At 61.8% G+C, this 16,348-nt stretch carries 11 protein-coding genes; 1 reads left to right on the top strand and 10 read right to left on the bottom strand.

The genetic code is table 11. The features are described from left to right. Positions 1-28: 28 nt before the first annotated feature. The 9 genes from ACQ4W7_RS06910 to hppD all read right to left on the bottom strand — a co-directional run bounded on the left by ACQ4W7_RS06910 (position 29) and on the right by hppD (position 14,927). A complete protein-coding gene (locus tag ACQ4W7_RS06910) occupies positions 29-604 on the bottom strand; it encodes a dual specificity protein phosphatase family protein (protein WP_436529361.1) in 576 nt (191 codons plus the stop codon). After that, positions 601-1,071: a hypothetical protein gene (locus ACQ4W7_RS06905; protein WP_230540300.1), complete on the bottom strand. Its 471-nt coding sequence runs from the start codon at positions 1,069-1,071 to the stop codon at positions 601-603. The genes ACQ4W7_RS06910 and ACQ4W7_RS06905 overlap by 4 nt, the downstream gene beginning before the upstream one ends. Before the next feature lie 8 nt (positions 1,072-1,079). Beyond that, positions 1,080-2,207, bottom strand: coding sequence for an MGDG synthase family glycosyltransferase (locus tag ACQ4W7_RS06900; RefSeq protein WP_436529359.1), 1,128 nt, complete (start codon positions 2,205-2,207; stop codon positions 1,080-1,082). 111 nt (positions 2,208-2,318) lie between these two features. Beyond that, positions 2,319-3,464, bottom strand: a complete 1,146-nt coding sequence (locus tag ACQ4W7_RS06895) for an ankyrin repeat domain-containing protein (protein WP_436529357.1) — start codon at positions 3,462-3,464, stop codon at positions 2,319-2,321. Positions 3,465-3,584: 120 nt separating this feature from the next. Beyond that, positions 3,585-5,396 (bottom strand): M14 family metallopeptidase, encoded by a 1,812-nt coding sequence (locus ACQ4W7_RS06890; protein WP_436529355.1) that lies wholly within the window; start codon positions 5,394-5,396, stop codon positions 3,585-3,587. A gap of 134 nt (positions 5,397-5,530) precedes the next feature. After that, positions 5,531-8,251: a TonB-dependent receptor plug domain-containing protein gene (locus ACQ4W7_RS06885; RefSeq protein WP_436529353.1), complete on the bottom strand. Its 2,721-nt coding sequence runs from the start codon at positions 8,249-8,251 to the stop codon at positions 5,531-5,533. Positions 8,252-8,380: 129 nt separating this feature from the next. Next, the gene (locus tag ACQ4W7_RS06880; RefSeq protein WP_436529351.1) at positions 8,381-9,880 is read right to left on the bottom strand and encodes a S41 family peptidase; all 1,500 of its coding nucleotides are present in this window, start codon (positions 9,878-9,880) and stop codon (positions 8,381-8,383) included. A 116-nt stretch (positions 9,881-9,996) separates the two neighbouring features. After that, entirely contained in the window at positions 9,997-13,593 is a 3,597-nt protein-coding gene (locus ACQ4W7_RS06875) for an indolepyruvate ferredoxin oxidoreductase family protein (RefSeq protein ID WP_436529349.1), read from the bottom strand. Between the two features lie 206 nt (positions 13,594-13,799). Beyond that, positions 13,800-14,927 (bottom strand): 4-hydroxyphenylpyruvate dioxygenase, encoded by a 1,128-nt coding sequence (gene hppD / locus ACQ4W7_RS06870; RefSeq protein ID WP_436529347.1) that lies wholly within the window; start codon positions 14,925-14,927, stop codon positions 13,800-13,802. Positions 14,928-15,052: 125 nt separating this feature from the next. Between hppD and ACQ4W7_RS06865 the strand changes: the two genes are divergently transcribed. After that, positions 15,053-15,577, top strand: coding sequence for an Lrp/AsnC family transcriptional regulator (locus ACQ4W7_RS06865; RefSeq protein WP_070220829.1), 525 nt, complete (start codon positions 15,053-15,055; stop codon positions 15,575-15,577). Here the strand turns inward: ACQ4W7_RS06865 and ACQ4W7_RS06860 are convergent, their stop codons facing one another. Beyond that, entirely contained in the window at positions 15,578-16,294 is a 717-nt protein-coding gene (locus ACQ4W7_RS06860) for a GNAT family N-acetyltransferase (protein WP_436529345.1), read from the bottom strand. Positions 16,295-16,348 lie beyond the last annotated feature (54 nt).

Here is a 16,348-nt window from a genome sequence, read left to right as displayed (position 1 = left end):
CAGGCGGCCAATGCGAACAGCAAGGTCTTCATGGTTTTTCCCCGTCGATCTGCGCGCGCAGTGCTGCCACATCGACGCGCTTGAGGTAGCTTTCGATATTTTTCCACACGGCGTGGTAGCCGTAACCGCCATGTTTCAGCTCATCGATCGCCTTCTCGCGCGGCCAGCCCTGGTACAGCATGCGGTATATGGCGGCCATCATGCCCGTGCGGTCGGCGCCATGCAGGCAGTGCAGCAGCACGGGACCTTGCTGTTCGGCGCTACGGATACTGCGCATGGTTTCGATCACATGGCGATCGCGGATGGCCCAGGTATTGATGGGAATGCGGACAGCGCGGATACCGCTGCCTTCCAGAACCCGCGTATCGGAGTGGAAAGAGCGCAGACTGATCACCGTCTTCACGCCCAGTGCCTGCAGTTGGGCCACGTCGGTACTGTCCAGCTTTGCGCTGCGGTACAGGACGGGCGTGACCTGGTGCAGATTCGACACCTGCGGCAGCGGTGTGGCCCACGCGGCATTGCGCTCCGGTGACAGGGGCGCCTGCGCGTCGGCGGAACTGGCAGCCATGGCCAGCGAGAACAGCAGGAGATGCGACAAGGTCATGACTTCCTCTTGTATGAAAACCACAGCAGTACGCCGGCCAGCAACAGCGATACCCAGTAATCGGTCGGCGCCCACCACAGCCAGTGCTTATGCCAGGCGATGTGGGCCGGATTGAAGTGCGCCACGCCATAGGCGGGATTGAGCACGAACCACAGGTAATCCTCGATGATCCAGAACAGCATGATGCAGCCGATGGCGCGGCACTCGAGGCGCAGCGACCATTGCGCCAGGAAGATCATGGGGAAATGGAAGAACAGGGCGATAAAGGGAAAGACCCAGGCATGGTAGCCGGTCATGGGCCGTCCGCCCCAGAAGATATCGAGCAGCCAATGGCTTTCGATGCGCCAGGTGGGTAGGTTCGCGGCCCAGCCGGCCGCCCCTTCGATCTGGATTTCCACCTGCGCAAAAAATAATCCCAGCAGCGCCACCCAGGCCAGGGTGAGGGCGATCTGCCAGGGTTTTGCCACGGCGCCCATCACGCCAGCACTTGCGCCAGCACGTCACAAGCGGCGCGCGGGCGGCCCAGGGCCAGCGCTTTTGCGCGCATCGATTGTAACTGCTCAGGATGATCGAGCAACAGGCGCACGCGGTACTCCAGGGTCACGGCGTCAAACGCCTTCAATGCCACGCCCTGCTCCAGCAGATAATCGGCATTGCGCTCTTCCTGCCCTGGAATCGGCGAGTTGACGATCATGGGCAAGCCCAAGGCCAGGCATTCCGAGGTGGTCAGCCCGCCCGGCTTGGTGATCACCAGGTCGGCGCACGCCATCAGGCGCTCGACTTCGCTGGTAAATCCCTGCGCCAGCAGGCGGCCCGGATACTGGCCGGCCAGTGCCTGCAGCGCCTCCAGCGCGGCGGCGTTTTTCCCCGCCAGCACGATCAGCTGGAAGTCACCGGGCAAGGCCAGCAGGCGCGCGGCGACGGTTTCAAGCCTACCCAATCCCGCCCCGCCACCCATCAGCAGTATCGTCGTGCGCTGCGGGTCGAGGCCAAATGCGTGCGCGCACTGCACGCGCTCGGGCAACTGCGCAAACGCGGGCATGATGGGGATGCCCGTCACGTGGATGCGGTCGGCGGGGATGCCTTCGTGGCGCATGCGGAATGCCACTTCGTCGGTGGCGGCGAAATAGCCCTGCATCTGTTCGTGCACCCACATGCGATGCAAGTCGAAATCGGTGACCTGCACCCACACGTGACAAGCCAGCTGTCCCTGGCGCAGTGCGCGCGACAGCAGTTCGGCCGGCAGGAAATGCGTGCAGATGATGGCGTCGGGCTGGAAGGCTGCAATCTGCGCCATCAGCGCACGCGTGTTGAGGCGTTCGACGGCGCGGCGCAGGCGCTGCATCGAGCTGTCGCGCGGCGCATCGTGGGTGGCATGGTACAGATAGCCCCACAGCGCGGGCGCCTTGTTGACCAGCTTGATATAGAAATCCGTGTACAGCTTGCGAAATGCGGGCGTGACGAAATCCATTACGTCTAGATGCAGGGCTTGCGCCGCAGGGCCGGCGCCGCCATCGCGCGCCGCATACGCCTCGATGGCTTGCGCCGCGCGCAGGTGGCCTGCGCCGGCCGAGACGCTCAAAAGAAGTATTTTTTTTGTCATGAAAAACCGATGCGTGAAACAGCTTAGCGCGGACGCGGAAGAGGAATTGGCAGGATAACATTGCCGCAAGCCGGCCGGATTGATATGGCCACGCGCGCGTGCATGTCGGCGCTAAGCAATGACGGGAACGGGCAAGGCCGACACTTTCCAGCTGCCATTGAGCTTGCGCTCCATCAAAGCCGGCATGGTGCTGGCGTCGGGCGCGCCTTTCTTGGTGAATTTCACCGGCATCAGCATATAGATGGTGACCTTGTCATCGTCGGCCATGTCTTCTTCCTCTGGCGCCGGATTCCACCGCTTGTCGATGGCCAGCAGCGCATCGACACCGTCCGGCCAGGCCAGGTCCGTCAGGCGCGGATCGTCGCGCCGCAGCAGCTCGCCCGCCGCCAGGCTGGCCTGGTCGAGCGTGCGCCGTCCCAGGCGTGCCAGCAGCGCCACCGGAAAGCGCCATGGGCTGTGTTCCGTGAAGCCGTGCACGGTCAGCGGCCAGCGGGCCGGCAGGCAAATGGCCAGTTCGGTCATCGGGGATTGCTGGAACAGGCCGACCGTAAACAGCAGCTTGAAATCGCCCTTGCCGGCAATGCAGCTGATCCCCAGCGAAAAGCGCGGGTCGCCGCTGTCCGGGCTGAACACGGCAGGCAGTACCCAGCCGGCGCTATTGTGCATGAAGGTGCGGATCAGATCCGGCGGCGAGGCGGACGCTTGCTGCGGCACGTCCAGTATGCTGATGCCGCCGGCGGCAGCGAGCAATTGGGCAATAGCGGGAAAGCCCCAGCCAGTGGCGATATCGACTGGCGCCTGGTTCCAGCGCGTATGCAGGCGGTTCGGATTGGCGCCCCGCTGCAGCAGCAATGCGACGACGTCCTGGTGGCCGCCAACGCAGGCGCTGTCCAGCGGCGACAGGATATTGTCCGGCAGGCCATCGACGGCAGCGCCATGCTCGAGCAGCCAGCGGCAGGTATCGAGATGGCCATCGCCTGCCGCCGCGTCCAGCGGCGTATGGTTGCGATAACCGGGCAAGGGCAGATCGATGTCCATGCCCAGCGATACGAGCAGGGCGCAGACGTCGCGGCTGCCGCCGGCCGCGGCCAGATGCAGCAGCGATTCGCCGTCATCCATGTTGTAGCGGCGCAAGGTCAACAGCAGCGGCGTGGCCTGGAGCAGGCTGCGCACCTGTTCCACCTGATTCTCGCCCACGGCGTCGCAGAGGCGAAAAAATGCCTCCCGGTGCTGGTTGTACAGTGTCTTGTTGCCCATCGCTGGCCTTTGCTCGTCGTGGCGGCGCCATGATCGGGCGCAGGATAGCATTTCTTCAAGTGAATCTGCATGCGCCGGCAACTTCCGTGCGCGCCCGGCGGCAGCGTGCATCGGGCGCGCTCATGTTGGGCCTTGTAAATCCATGAAACTGACAGGCTCCACGTCGACGCGCATGACCGGATACAGGTTCAGCCGCTCATCCCACGAGGCGTGGCGGCGGGCGAAAAACTCCAGGCGCGCGTGCGGATTCTTTGCAAACGCGGGCTCATCGGCCAGCTTCTGCCGGAATTGTGCCGCCAGCACCGGGTCGGCCGCCAGCTGCGCGCGCGCCACATCCTCGGCCACATAGTCCTCCATGTATTCCTTGCGCTCGAACGCCGTGTTGAAGCTGCCCCAGGCCAGCAGCGAATCGGGCGCGCGCGGCTCGAACAGCGCCATCACCAGGCGCGCCTTCGGCTGGTTAACGGGCACGTACAGCACGCAGCGATCGACCAGGCGCACTGCCTTCTGCCATTCGCCCTGTACCGCCACCGTCTGGCGTCCTTCGAACGACTGCGCGCCGAACTTCACCTGCGTGGCGCGGAAGATTTCCACATTCTGCCTGGAGAAGAAGCCGGTCATTTCCTTGTAAGCGATGCCGTGCTGGCGCAATTTGGCGCCCACCATCTTCGCCTGCGCGCATGGCACCAGGTAGCCGGCCTTCGGCGCGGTCGCCTGCAGGTCGGGCACGATCTCGTCGCGTAGCGGCACGTTCCAGATTTGCGGCGTCTTTTCGTCATAGCGCGTCATCAGCGCGCCCGACACTTCGGACGGCGTGCGCGTATAGGCATAGCCGCGAAACGCGATCATGCGGCTTGTCTCCGTGGTCTTGTAGCTGAGGGGAAGCTGGCTACCGGCCAGCCGCATCGCGCGCAGGTCAGCCTCCACTGCGGTTTGTCGCCATGCGGCGCCGTGCTGCGCCATGTGCGACAGCAGGGAAACGATGGTGTTGCGCGTGATGCGCACACGGGTCGGGTAGTCCTTCCACGAATGAGTTTCCACCAGCACGCCGAAACGGTTACGCAACAGGAAATAGCCGTGCGAAAAGCGCGGGTTCGGCGTCGAATCGACAAAACCCGACTGCGGATTGTCTTCTTCGGCAAACGACATGTAGAACGGCTTCGGATCGGAACCCTGCTTTGCCAGGTCGGCCAGCACACCATCACGCAGCGCCTTCCCCGCCACGCGCAAGGCCGCATCACCCGCATGCACGGGTTCAACCTGAATCGAGATATCGGGTTCGAACTGGGCGCCATCCGTCACGTGCAAGTCCACGTAAGCCAGCGGATCCCAGGCATTGACCAGCGCCAGCATGTGCTGCATCTCGGGAGAGTCGGCCTTCATATAGTCGCGGTTCAAATTGAAATTCTGCGCCGTGCTGCGCCAGCCCATTTCCTGCGGCCCCCGCTGGTTCGGGCGGTTCCACGCGCCAAAGCGCTCATGGCCGTCGACATTAAAGACAGGCACGAACAGCAGCACCTGTTTGTCAAGCGCGCCGGCGGCTGCCTTGCCTTCCAAAACTTCGCGCAGGGCCAGGAAGCCCGCATCCTTGCCATCGATTTCGCCCGCATGGATGCCACCCTGCACCAGCAGTACCGGTATCTTGCGCAGCTTGGCCGCCTCCGGCGTCAGCGCGCCCGTGTTGGAAACGGCCAGCGCCAGCATGCGCCGTCCTTCCGGCGTGCGGCCATACTCAAAGCAGCGCACCTGTTTCGGATGGTGGTCCTCGAAACGCTGGCACAAGGCTTCCACCTCCTCGTAGCGGCCCGTATTCTGGAAACCCGAGTACTCGGCCACCGTCTTCAGGGAAAACTGCCGCATATCGCGCGCGGCATGCGCGTTGACGGAAAACAGGGAAAATACGGCGGCGGACAGCAGGACATGGCGTAGCATCGGGCTAGCTCCATCAAGAGGGACAAGCGGGCAATTATAGGATGGCGGGCCGGGGAAAAACGCGCCGAAAAGCAAAAAAGCCGGAACAGCGATTGCTGTCCCGGCTTGATGTGCCTAGCTACTGGCAGATCGCATTATGAGCCGAAATGATAGTTGAATTCAACCCAGCCCTGGCGACCTTGCGGGCTGTAGCTGCCCACAGGATAGTACGGCCAGCCGCCGCTGTCGTCGCGCTTGATCTTGTCGAACACATTGTTGACGATCAGCGACAGGGTGGCGCGGTCATTGATGCGGTAGACCGTGCTGATATTGGCCAGGGCCGTCGGCGTCAAATAGCCCTTACCGGCAGCGTTCGGGATCTTGCTGTAGCGGCTGACCAGCAAGGTGTTCGACCAGTCGCCAGCGCTCCAGTTCACGCTCAGGTTCAGCTTGTCGCGCCAATCCGAATTGTTCAGCGACTTGAGCTCGTCGATCTCCTCGTCGCCGGCAAATTGCTGCGATTTGTTGCTCAGCACCTTGGCGTAATTGGCCTTGAAGGCAAAGCGGCCATAGTCCGTCGTGCGCAGCAAATACTTCAGGCTGACGTCGATGCCGCTGCTGCTTTGTTTCGCCGCATTGATGGGATTGACGGTGATGGTCTTGATCTCGCCGGCGCGGTTCAAGGCATTGGCCGCAAAGCGCTCCACGCGGCCCAGGGTGTCGACGCAGGTCGGCGAAGCGATATCGAGCTTGCCCAGGCGGCAATCGGATTCATCGCGCAAGATCTTGTCGGAACTCAGGTTGGTCACCAGGTCGTCAATCTGGATGTTCCAGTAGTCGATCGAGACGTCGAAATTGGAGCTTGGCGACCAGACGGCGCCCACGCCGAAGGACTTGCCTTTTTCCGACTGCAGATCCTTGCTGCCATTCTGCACATAGTCGGCGCCCGGCGACTTGCTGGCGAACTCGCACTTGTCGATGGCCTGACCGGCCGCGTTGCAGCGGTAGTAGTCGGTGGTGCTTGAGTAATAGCCCGTGCCGCGCGCCTTGTAAATGTAGTTCATGTCCGGCGCGCGGAAGCTGGTGGCGTAGTTGGCGCGGAACAGCAGGTCCGGTGCCGGACGCAGCTCCAGGCCGCCGTTATAGGTGAACTTGCCTTCGTGGCGGCCGGCAAAGCTGTAGCGGTCATAACGGCCTGCTAGTGTGCCGATCAGCTTTTCATGCAGCGGCAGATTCAATTCCGCCCCCAGCGCATAGCGGGTACGCGTGCCGGCCGTGATATCGGACTTGGTGGCGACGTTGAAATAACCGTCGTTGAGGCGCGCGTCGGGCACATTGCTGAAGCCTTGCTTGCCCACTTCGGCGATGGTGGCGATCTTTGCCACGCCGGCCGGCAGCTGGAACAGGTCGCCATTCGTGGCCAGGCTCAGGGTATTCGTCCAGGCCTTGTCGTCACTGTCGGAATTGCCGGTGATGCTGTCGAACTCGGACGCCGTCACGCGGCGCGACAAACGGGCCGGATCGGGTGCGTAGATCGGCACGCCGCTCGCGTCCACGCCCAGTTTCGGACCCAGGAAGAAGCTGTCGATATTGGCCAGCGCGCGCGGCGTATGGCTTTCGCTCTTGTACATCGAGGCATTGTAATTGGCTTCGTACTGCCATGCCGTGCCTGGAATGCGGCCCTTGGCGCCCAGCGAGATGGCCGTGGCCAAGTCGTCCCACTTGCGGTTGTAGCGCGATACGCCGCCTATTTCCTCAGGCGAAATATAGCGCGTCCACGCTTCATACTTGCCCGTATTCTGGTTGCGGAAATAACTGCTGCCCGTCGACGACGAGGTCCACGTGGGGCCGCGCGTATTGTTTTCCGTCGAGTTCTTGCCGATCAGGAAGTCGGCAAACAGGGTCGTTTCCGACGACAGCTCGTAGTTGGCGCTGCCGAAGACATTCTGGCTGCGGTTCTTGGTCTGCGTGGTCCAGTAGGTCGGTCCCACTTTCGGGCTGGCGCAATAGCTGCCGTTCTTGGCCTGGTACTTGATGACGCTGCCGCCGTACATGTCGCCAAACTGGCTGCACGTGTCGCCCAGGTCCACGTAAGTACCGGACGTGCCGGCTTGCACCACGCGGCGCGAAACGATATTCGTCGGCGTGCCCGATTTGCTGGACATGAAGTCGCGGTCCAGGCTGGACAGCGGATCGCGCTGGCTCAGCTCCACGCTGAACAGGGTGTGCAGCTTGTCGAAATTGCCGCCGCCCGTCAGTTGCACGCGCTGGTTGCCGCCGCCGCCGCGCGTGGTGCCGCCCGCCTTGACGTTGATGTCAAAACCTTCCGTCTGTTTTTTCAGGATCACGTTGACCACGCCGGCGATCGCGTCCGAGCCATAGATGGCCGAGGCGCCGCCGTTGAGGATCTCGATGCGATCGACGATGCTAGACGGAATATTGGCCAGGTTGGTGAAGTTGACCGTGCCTTCATAGGCGACGGGGAAATCGGCCAGGCGGCGACCGTTCAAGAGGATCAGCGTATGGTTCGGACCCAGGCCGCGCAAGCTGATGGTATTGGCCGATGGCGTGAAGGTATTGCCAAAGTCCTCGCCTTGCGTGAAGCCGCTGTTCTGCACCTGGTTGGTCAGCGCATCGAAGACGTTCTTGTAGCCCTGCTTGGTGATTTCATCGCCGGTCAGGATGGTGACCGAGGACGGGCCTTCCAGGCTGGCGCGGGGAATGCGCGAACCGGTGACCACGACGGCTGGCGGGGTGGCCGCCGGCTGCTTGTCCGCTGCGGGCGCTTGTGTTTGCGCATGCGCCTGCCATGCGGAGCCGCCCAGGATGGCCAGTACGGCGATGGTGAGCGGTGGCAACTTGAATTGTATAGGCATCTTTGCGCTTCTCAAGGTTAGGGAGAAAGTGAAAGATATCAAAATGCCAGTGTTTATAAAACGAATGGATTCGTCTTTCCATATATCACAATTGCTATATAGAAATATTTTCGAGAGAAAAGGCACGCGCTATCGTTGCCTTATCGCAATTTCCTTGTAGGCCGGCCGCAGCAGGCGCATGGACGTATCGGCCGGATTCTGCATCGAACTCAATAGCCTGGTCGCGCCCGTGGCCGGCGTGCAACTGCCACTGCTGCGGTAGCGCAGCGCCGCCGCCAGCATGCCTTCGGCCGCGTCGCCCAACTGGTGCTGGTAATCGTCCGCCACGTCGCAGGTCGGCGCCATGCCATCGGCAAAGTCGCCAAAGCCCTTGGCGTTGACGCCCTGGAACTGCACGGCAAAATACGTGGTGCCGCAATTGGGCGTGGGATAGAAGCCGTAGGGCTTGCCGCACGTCGTGCCGCCGATCAGGTTGACTTGCACGTCCACGCCGCGCAAGCCATTGATGATGGCTTCACTGGCCGAGCAGGTATTGCCCGTTGTCAGCAAGGTCACCCGCTTGAGCCCCAGGGAGGGCAGCGCCGTCCCCTTGGGCAGAGGGTTCGGCCCGGCAAAGCCCTGGCTTTGCGCATGGAATGGCACGGGCGCTTCCGGACGCGTCTTGTCGTTGAAGAGCACCTGCTCGAAGGTCTTGCCGGTGGTGACTTGCGGGCCGGCAATCATGTAAGCAAGTTCGCTGGCGACATCCAGGTAGCCGCCGCCGTTGTAGCGCACGTCAAGCACCAGGTCGCTGATGCCGGCCGCCTGGAAGCGGCGCATGGTCTCGACCAGCTGGCGCTCGGCGACATTATTGTGGGTGTTGAAGGTCAGATAGCCCACCTTGCCCGTGGGGGTGTCGATGATGCGCTCGTTCTGCACGGCGTTGGTGTTCACGTCCACCGCCGTCAGGCTCACGGACATGGGTGCCCCGTTGCGGCTGAATCCCAGCGTGTGCGTGCCCTGCGCCTTGGGGAACAGTCCCGCGTTGATGATCTTCACGCTGGCCGTATCGGGGGCATAGACGAAATCGACGCCATCGATGGTTTGCAGCAGGTCGCCGCGCTGCAAACCCGCCAGTGCCGCCGGCGAGCCCGGCTCGACGATCGAGATCACCGCCTTGCGCGGCGGCGTGGTGCGCGTCAGCGCCAGCAACATGCCGTAGCCCAACTCCACGCCATTGAGCGAGGCTTCCCATTCCGCCGTCGTGTACGTGAAATGGAACTGGTCCTTCGGCTTGCCGGACGCCGTCGTGGCCGTTGTTTTCAGCACGTCGAAATACGCGATGGGCGTGGTGAAGCTTTGCGGCTGGTAGGTGGTCGGCACTTCGCGGTACCACAGATAGGTTTCATCGATCCAGCTGCGCACCCACGTCAGTTCATCGAGCAAGCTACCCTGCTTGTCGATGCTGCTGCCGCTGCGCGGTGCCTCGCAGCGGTTCGCGACCGTGGAGGAAGCGACCAGCGCCGTGGGACCCGTCGGCGTCAAGGGCGGCACGACGGCCGCACTGTCGCTGCTGCCGCCACCACCGCCGCAGGCGCTCAACAACAATACGAGAGGAACGGCCAGGGAAGAGAGGCGCAGGGAAGACATAGCAAACTTTCCGAAAAGAAATTATCGAAAAATTATAAGGCGTTTTACCAACAGGCGTTGTTTTCTTTAACACAATGGCGCCCGCAGGCGCCATTGCTAGAGTGTCTCGCTCACCATCACGCCACGGTGGCCGCCACGGGTGCTGCCACGATGGGCGGCAGCGGCGTCGGCGCGTTGAAGGCGATCAGCAAACTGGCTTCCTTCTCTTTCGCCGCCTTCAAATGACGCTCCTTCACGTGACCATAGCCGCGGATGTCTTCCGGGATGCTGGCAATGGCCAAGGCTTGCGCCAGCTTGGCCGTCGTCAGTTTCGGCAGCAAGCCGCCCACCGTCGCGCGGTATTCGGCGATCAGCGCGCGTTCCATCTTGCGCTCGGCCGTGTGGCCGAACACGTCGAAGGCCGTGCCACGCAAGCCCTTGAACTTGGCCAGCACGCCGAAGGCCTTCAGCATCCACGGGCCATATTCCTTCTTGATCAGATGGCCCTGGGCATCCGTTTTTGCCATGATCGGCGGCGCCAGGTGGAATTTGAGCTTGATGTCGCCTTCGAACATGGCGGCGATCTTCGCCTGGAAGACGCCGTCCGTGTACAGGCGCGCCACCTCGTATTCGTCCTTGTAAGCCATCAGCTTGTAGAAATAGCGGGCCACGGCTTCCGTCAGGCGCAGCTGCGGGCCATTCAGGGCGCTTTCGGCCGCGCGCACCTGACCGACGAAGTCCAGGTACTGCTGCGCATACGCGCGGTCCTGGTAGGCCGTCAGCAAGGCGACTCTTTTTTCGATGATGTCGTCGAGCGTGTCGATGCGCTTGAATTCCACCACTTTCGCCGGCGTCGTCATGCGCACCAGGCTGGCCGTATCGTGGGCGCCCGTGCGGCCCCAGTTGAAGGCGGCCTTGTTGAACGCCACCGAGACGTTGTTCAAGTCGATGGCTTTCATGATGGACGCTTCGGTGAGCGGCACTTTGCCCTTTTGCCAGGCATAACCGAGCATGAACATATTCGTCGCGATCGAGTCGCCCATCAGCGCCGTGGCGATCTGGCCCGCGTCGATGAAGTCCACATGGTCGCTGCCGCACGCCTTTTCAATTTCCATGCGCGCGGAAGCACCGGGGAATTGCCAGTCCGGGTTTTTCACGAAGGCGGCCGTCGACGAGCTGGTCGAGTTGATCATGGCCCAACTGCGTCCTTCACCCATGCGCGACAGGGCGTCGCGGCTGGCCGTGACGATCAAATCGCAGCCGATGACGAGATCGGCCGCACCGGTGCCGACGCGCGTCGAGTGGATATCTTCCTGGCGGTCCGCCAGGCGCACATGCGACATCACGGGGCCGCCCTTTTGCGCCAGGCCGCTCATGTCGAGCACGGAACACCCCTTGCCTTCCACGTGCGCCGCCATGGCCAGGATCTGGCCGACAGTGACCACGCCCGTGCCGCCGATGCCGGTGACTAAAATGCCGAACGGCTCCGCCGTCGAAGGAATGACTGGCGTCGGCAAGGCCGGTGCGGCTGGCGCATCCTTGTCGGCGCTCGCCGCTTTCTTCGGCTTTTTCAATCCGCCGCCTTCCACTGTCACGAAGCTGGGGCAGAAACCCGTCGTGCACGAGAAATCCTTGTTGCAGGACGACTGGTTGATCTGGCGCTTGCGCCCCAGGTCCGTTTCCAGCGGTTCCACCGACAGGCAGTTCGATTGCACGGAGCAGTCGCCGCAGCCTTCGCAGACGGCTTCGTTGATGACGGCGCGCTTGGCCGGGTCCGGATACTCATTGCGTTTCCGGCGGCGGCGTTTTTCCGAGGCGCAGGTCTGGTCGTAAATCATGGCCGACACGCCGGGCATGTCGCGCAATTCGCGCTGCACGTCCATCAGTTCCGAACGGTGGCGCACGGTGACGCCTTCGGCCCAGGCGTAATCGTCCGGGTATTTTTCCGGTTCGTCAGTGACGACGATGATGGGGCCCACGCCTTCGGCGGCGATCTGGCGCGAAATGATGGCCGGCGACAGGGGGCCGTCGAATTCCTGGCCGCCCGTCATGGCCACCGCATCGTTGAACAGGATTTTGTAAGTGATGTTCACCTTGGCCGAGACGGCGGCGCGGATCGCCAGGATGCCCGAGTGGAAATACGTGCCGTCACCGAGGTTGGTAAACACGTGCTTTTCATTCGTGAACGGCGCCTGCCCCACCCACGTGACGCCTTCGGCGCCCATGTGGGTAAACGTCGACGTCTCGCGGTCCATCCACAGCACCATGTAGTGACAGCCGATGCCGGCCAGCGCGCGCGAGCCTTCCGGCACCTTGGTCGAGCTATTGTGCGGACAGCCGGAGCAGAAGAACGGCGTGCGGTCTTTTTGCGGATCGGGTTTCACGCTGATCGCTTTCAGCACATTCTCTTTGGCTTCCAGGTAGGCGATGCGTTCCTTCACGCGCTGCTCGACCGGATGACCCGCATAGTAGCGCGAAATGCGGCTGGCAATCGCGCGCGCGATCATGGCCGGGTTCAGCTCATACGTGGCAGGCAGCAGCCAGTCGCCGTGACCCGTGCCCTTCTGGTTGCTCCATTCGCCCGTGTCGTCGAACTTGCCGACCACGCGCGGACGCTCGCCATCCTTCAGGTTATACAGTTCTTCCTTCAGCGCGTATTCGAGGATTTGACGCTTTTCTTCCACCACGAGGATTTCATCGAGGCCCTTGGCAAATTCGTGCACGCCGTCCGCTTCCAGCGGCCAGGTCATGCCGATCTTGTACAGGCGGATGCCGATGTCGGACGCCGTCTGCTCGTCGATGCCCAGGTCGGCCAGCGCCTGGCGCGTGTCCAGGTAGGATTTGCCGGCCGTGATGATGCCGATGCGCGCCTTCGGGCTGTCCCAGATGATTTTATTGAGTTTGTTGGCACGCGCATAGGCCAGCGCCGCATACCATTTGTAGCTGTTCATGCGCACTTCTTGTTCCAGCACCGTGTCGGGCCAGCGGATGTTCAAGCCACCAGCCGGCATCTCGAAGTCGGTCGGCAAGGTGATCTGCACGCGGTCCGGGTCGAAATCGACGGCGGCGCCCGACTCGATGATATCGGTCACGCATTTCATCGAGACCCACAGGCCCGTGTAGCGGCTCATGGCCCAGGCGTGCAAGCCGTAATCGATGTACTCCTGCACCGACGACGGGTACAGCACGGGGATGCCGCAAGCGTTCAGGATATGGTCGGACTGGTGCGCCGTGGACGAGGATTTCGCCGCATGGTCGTCGCCGGCCAGCACCAGCACGCCGCCGTGCTTGGCGGAGCCGGCGTTATTCGCGTGCTTGAAGACGTCGCCGCAGCGGTCGACGCCGGGACCCTTGCCGTACCACATGCCGAACACGCCGTCGTATTTCGCGTCTTCGAACAGATTCGTTTGCTGCGTGCCCCAGACAGCCGTGGCGGCCAGGTCTTCGTTCAGGCCCGGGTGGAATTTGACGTGGTGTTCATCGAGGTATTTCTTGGCCTTGATCGCCGTCATGTCGACAGACGTCACAGGCGAACCGCGGTAACCGGTGATGTAGCCAGCCGTATTCAGGCCAGCCTTGAGATCGCGCTCGCGCTGCAACATGGGCAGGCGGATCAGCGCTTGTGTGCCCGTCATGAAGGCGCGGCCACGCTCTAGCGTGTATTTGTCGTTCAGGGAAATTTCAGACGCGTGCGCGCCCGGCTCAAGACTCGAGCCCTTGATTGGTGCATTCATTACTTGTCTCCATTATTCTCTGTGCTACGCGTGCAAAGTCGGTTGAACTCACACGTACCGGCCGCGCTTTGTGAGCATGCCGGTGCGGAAAAATGACTTGTTTGTCGTAGACTACCACAGGAATGCGCGCAGTTCTTTGCTGCGCTGCACTCCTGCGTTGTTACCTTTTTGCTGCTATTTTCACTACTGCTTGTTACAAAGCAACATTACGCCGCATTCGTATCTTTCAGCACGCCGCGCTTGATCTGGTCCAGCTCGATCGATTCGAACAGGGCGCGGAAATTGCCTTCGCCGAAGCCCTGGTCGCCCTTGCGCTGGATGATCTCGAAGAAGATCGGGCCGATCACCGTCTGCGTGAAGATTTGCAGCAACAGTTCGCGTTCCGTTTCCGTGCTGTGGCCATCGATCAGGATGCGCAAACGGCGCAGTTCTTCCAGCTGTTCGCCGTGATTCGGCAGGCGGCGGTTGACCAGTTCATAGTAAGTTTCAATCGTGTCCTGGAAATTGATACCCGTATCGCGCATGCCTTGCACCGACGCGTAGATATTGTCCGTGCCCAGGGCGATGTGCTGGATGCCTTCGCCATGGTACTGGTCCAGGTATTCGGCGATCTGCGACTTGTCGTCCGACGATTCATTGATCGGAATGCGGATCTTGCCGCACGGCGAAGTCATGGCCTTGGATTTGAGGCCCGTCAGCTTGCCTTCGATGTCGAAATAGCGCACCTCGCGGAAATTGAACAGGCTTTCATAGAACGTCGCCCATTCCTTCATGCGGCCACGGTGCACATTGTGCGTCAGGTGGTCGATATAGGTCAGGCCATGGCCGACCGGGTTGGCGACGGCGCCGGGAATGGCGACGAAGTCGACGTCATAGATGCTGATGTCGCCGATGCCGCCAGGAGCGGCCGCGTCCGGCTTGTCGGCGCCCTTGCCGCGCCAGCGGTCGACGAAGTACAGCAGGGAATCGCCCACGCCCTTGATGGCGGGGATATTCAGCTCCATCGGCCCCGTTTTATTGTCGAAACCCCAGGCGCCCAGTTCCAGCGCGCGGCGATACACAAAGGCCGCGTCGTCGACACGGATGGCGATGGCGCACACGGACGGGCCATGATGGCGGGCAAAACGCTGCGCGAACGAATCTTGTTCGGCATTGATGATGAAATTGATGTCGCCCTGACGGTACAGGGTCACATCCTTGTGACGGTGGCGCGCGATGGCCGTGAAGCCCATGTTCTCGAACAGCTTGCCCAATGCTTTTGGGTCTGGTGCTGCATACTCGACGAACTCGAAACCATCGGTACCCATCGGGTTATCCCAAGGCTGAAATTGCATGATGTCTCCTCCAAGAAGTAGCGCACAGTATAGGCGTGGGTCACGGGCATTAAATGCCAAAGATCTCCCGAACAATCATGATTTGCGCAATAATATTGCGTGAAACGAGAACCACCGGAGGGAGCATGAGCAAAATTACGCTGGATAAAACGGACCGCAAGATCCTTGCCGTCCTGCAGGCCGATGGCCGATTGTCGAATCAGGACGTGGCCGAGCAAGTCAGCCTGTCGCCGTCGCCATGCTTGCGCCGCGTCAAACGGCTGGAAGAAGCGGGCGTCATCCGCCAGTACGTGGCCTTGCTGGACCCGGAAAAGATCGGCCTGGGCTTGCTCGCTTACGTGAATGTGCGGCTGGAAAAGCACAGCGACGCCACCGCCCACAGCACGGCGCGCGTGCTGGCGCCCAACCTGGTGACGAATACCTCGCCGCGCGCCGACTTCGCCGTGGCCGTGGCGCATTGGCCGGAAGTGGTGGCTTGCTATGCGATGACGGGCGAAATGGATTATCTGTTGCGCGTGCACGTGGAAGACATGGAGCACTTTTCGCGCTTCATGATGGCGACCCTGCTGCGCCACCCGGCCGTGCTGGACGTCAAATCGAGCTTTGCCTTGCAGCGCATCAAGGATACGACGGCCCTGCCGCTGCTGTAATTACTCTGCTGGCGGGGATGGCGGGGGCGGCGCTGGTCTCTTGCGCCCCGGCAAGCGTTCGAACAGTTTATACGCGGCGCGCGCGTTCGCCTTGAGCGTGTAGTCGAACATGGCAAACTGCTCCTGCACGGCTTCCTGCAGCATGCTGGATGGATTCGGCGGCAACAGTTTCAAATATGCATCGGCTTCGCCATAGTCGCGCTGGATTTCCATGCCCGCCTTCTTGGCGATATGCATCATCGTCTTGTTCGACGACAAACAATGCATGTACAGGGTATCGACATCATTGTTACGGCAGTGAATCGCCGCCCGCTCGAACAGTTTCGAACCGACGCCCATGCCGCGCATGGATTTCGACACGGACACGCCAAACTCGGCCACCTGCTCCTTGTCCGTGACGACACTTTTCGCCGGCGACTTGCCTTTCGGCGCGAACGCCAGATGCCCCACGCCCACCAGCTTGAACAGACTGTTGTAGACGCCATAAATCATGTCACGCGAGAAATCCATCTTCTGTACGTACTGCGCCACCAGTTCATCGGGCAAGGCGCTGCCGAAGCGCAGCAGCCGGTCGCTTTTCTCGAGCGACAGGAAATGCTTCATCATGCGGCGCCGGTCGCGCTCATGCAACTGCTTGACCAGCACGGTCGGACGCCCACCGCCGCTACGGCTGAGCCAACGGCGAAACGGGTTTTGAAACAGCTTGGGTAAGGTCACGACGACTCCTGGGGGCGGTGCTTCGGCACGTCAGGCCGGCATTGTGCAGCGCAA

Origin of the sequence: Janthinobacterium algoris, from assembly GCF_051380935.1 — a bacterium.
Classification (GTDB): domain Bacteria; phylum Pseudomonadota; class Gammaproteobacteria; order Burkholderiales; family Burkholderiaceae_D; genus Janthinobacterium.
The sequence above is the reverse complement of the archived record's forward strand: the minus strand, read 5'-3'. Positions and strand labels throughout refer to the sequence as shown.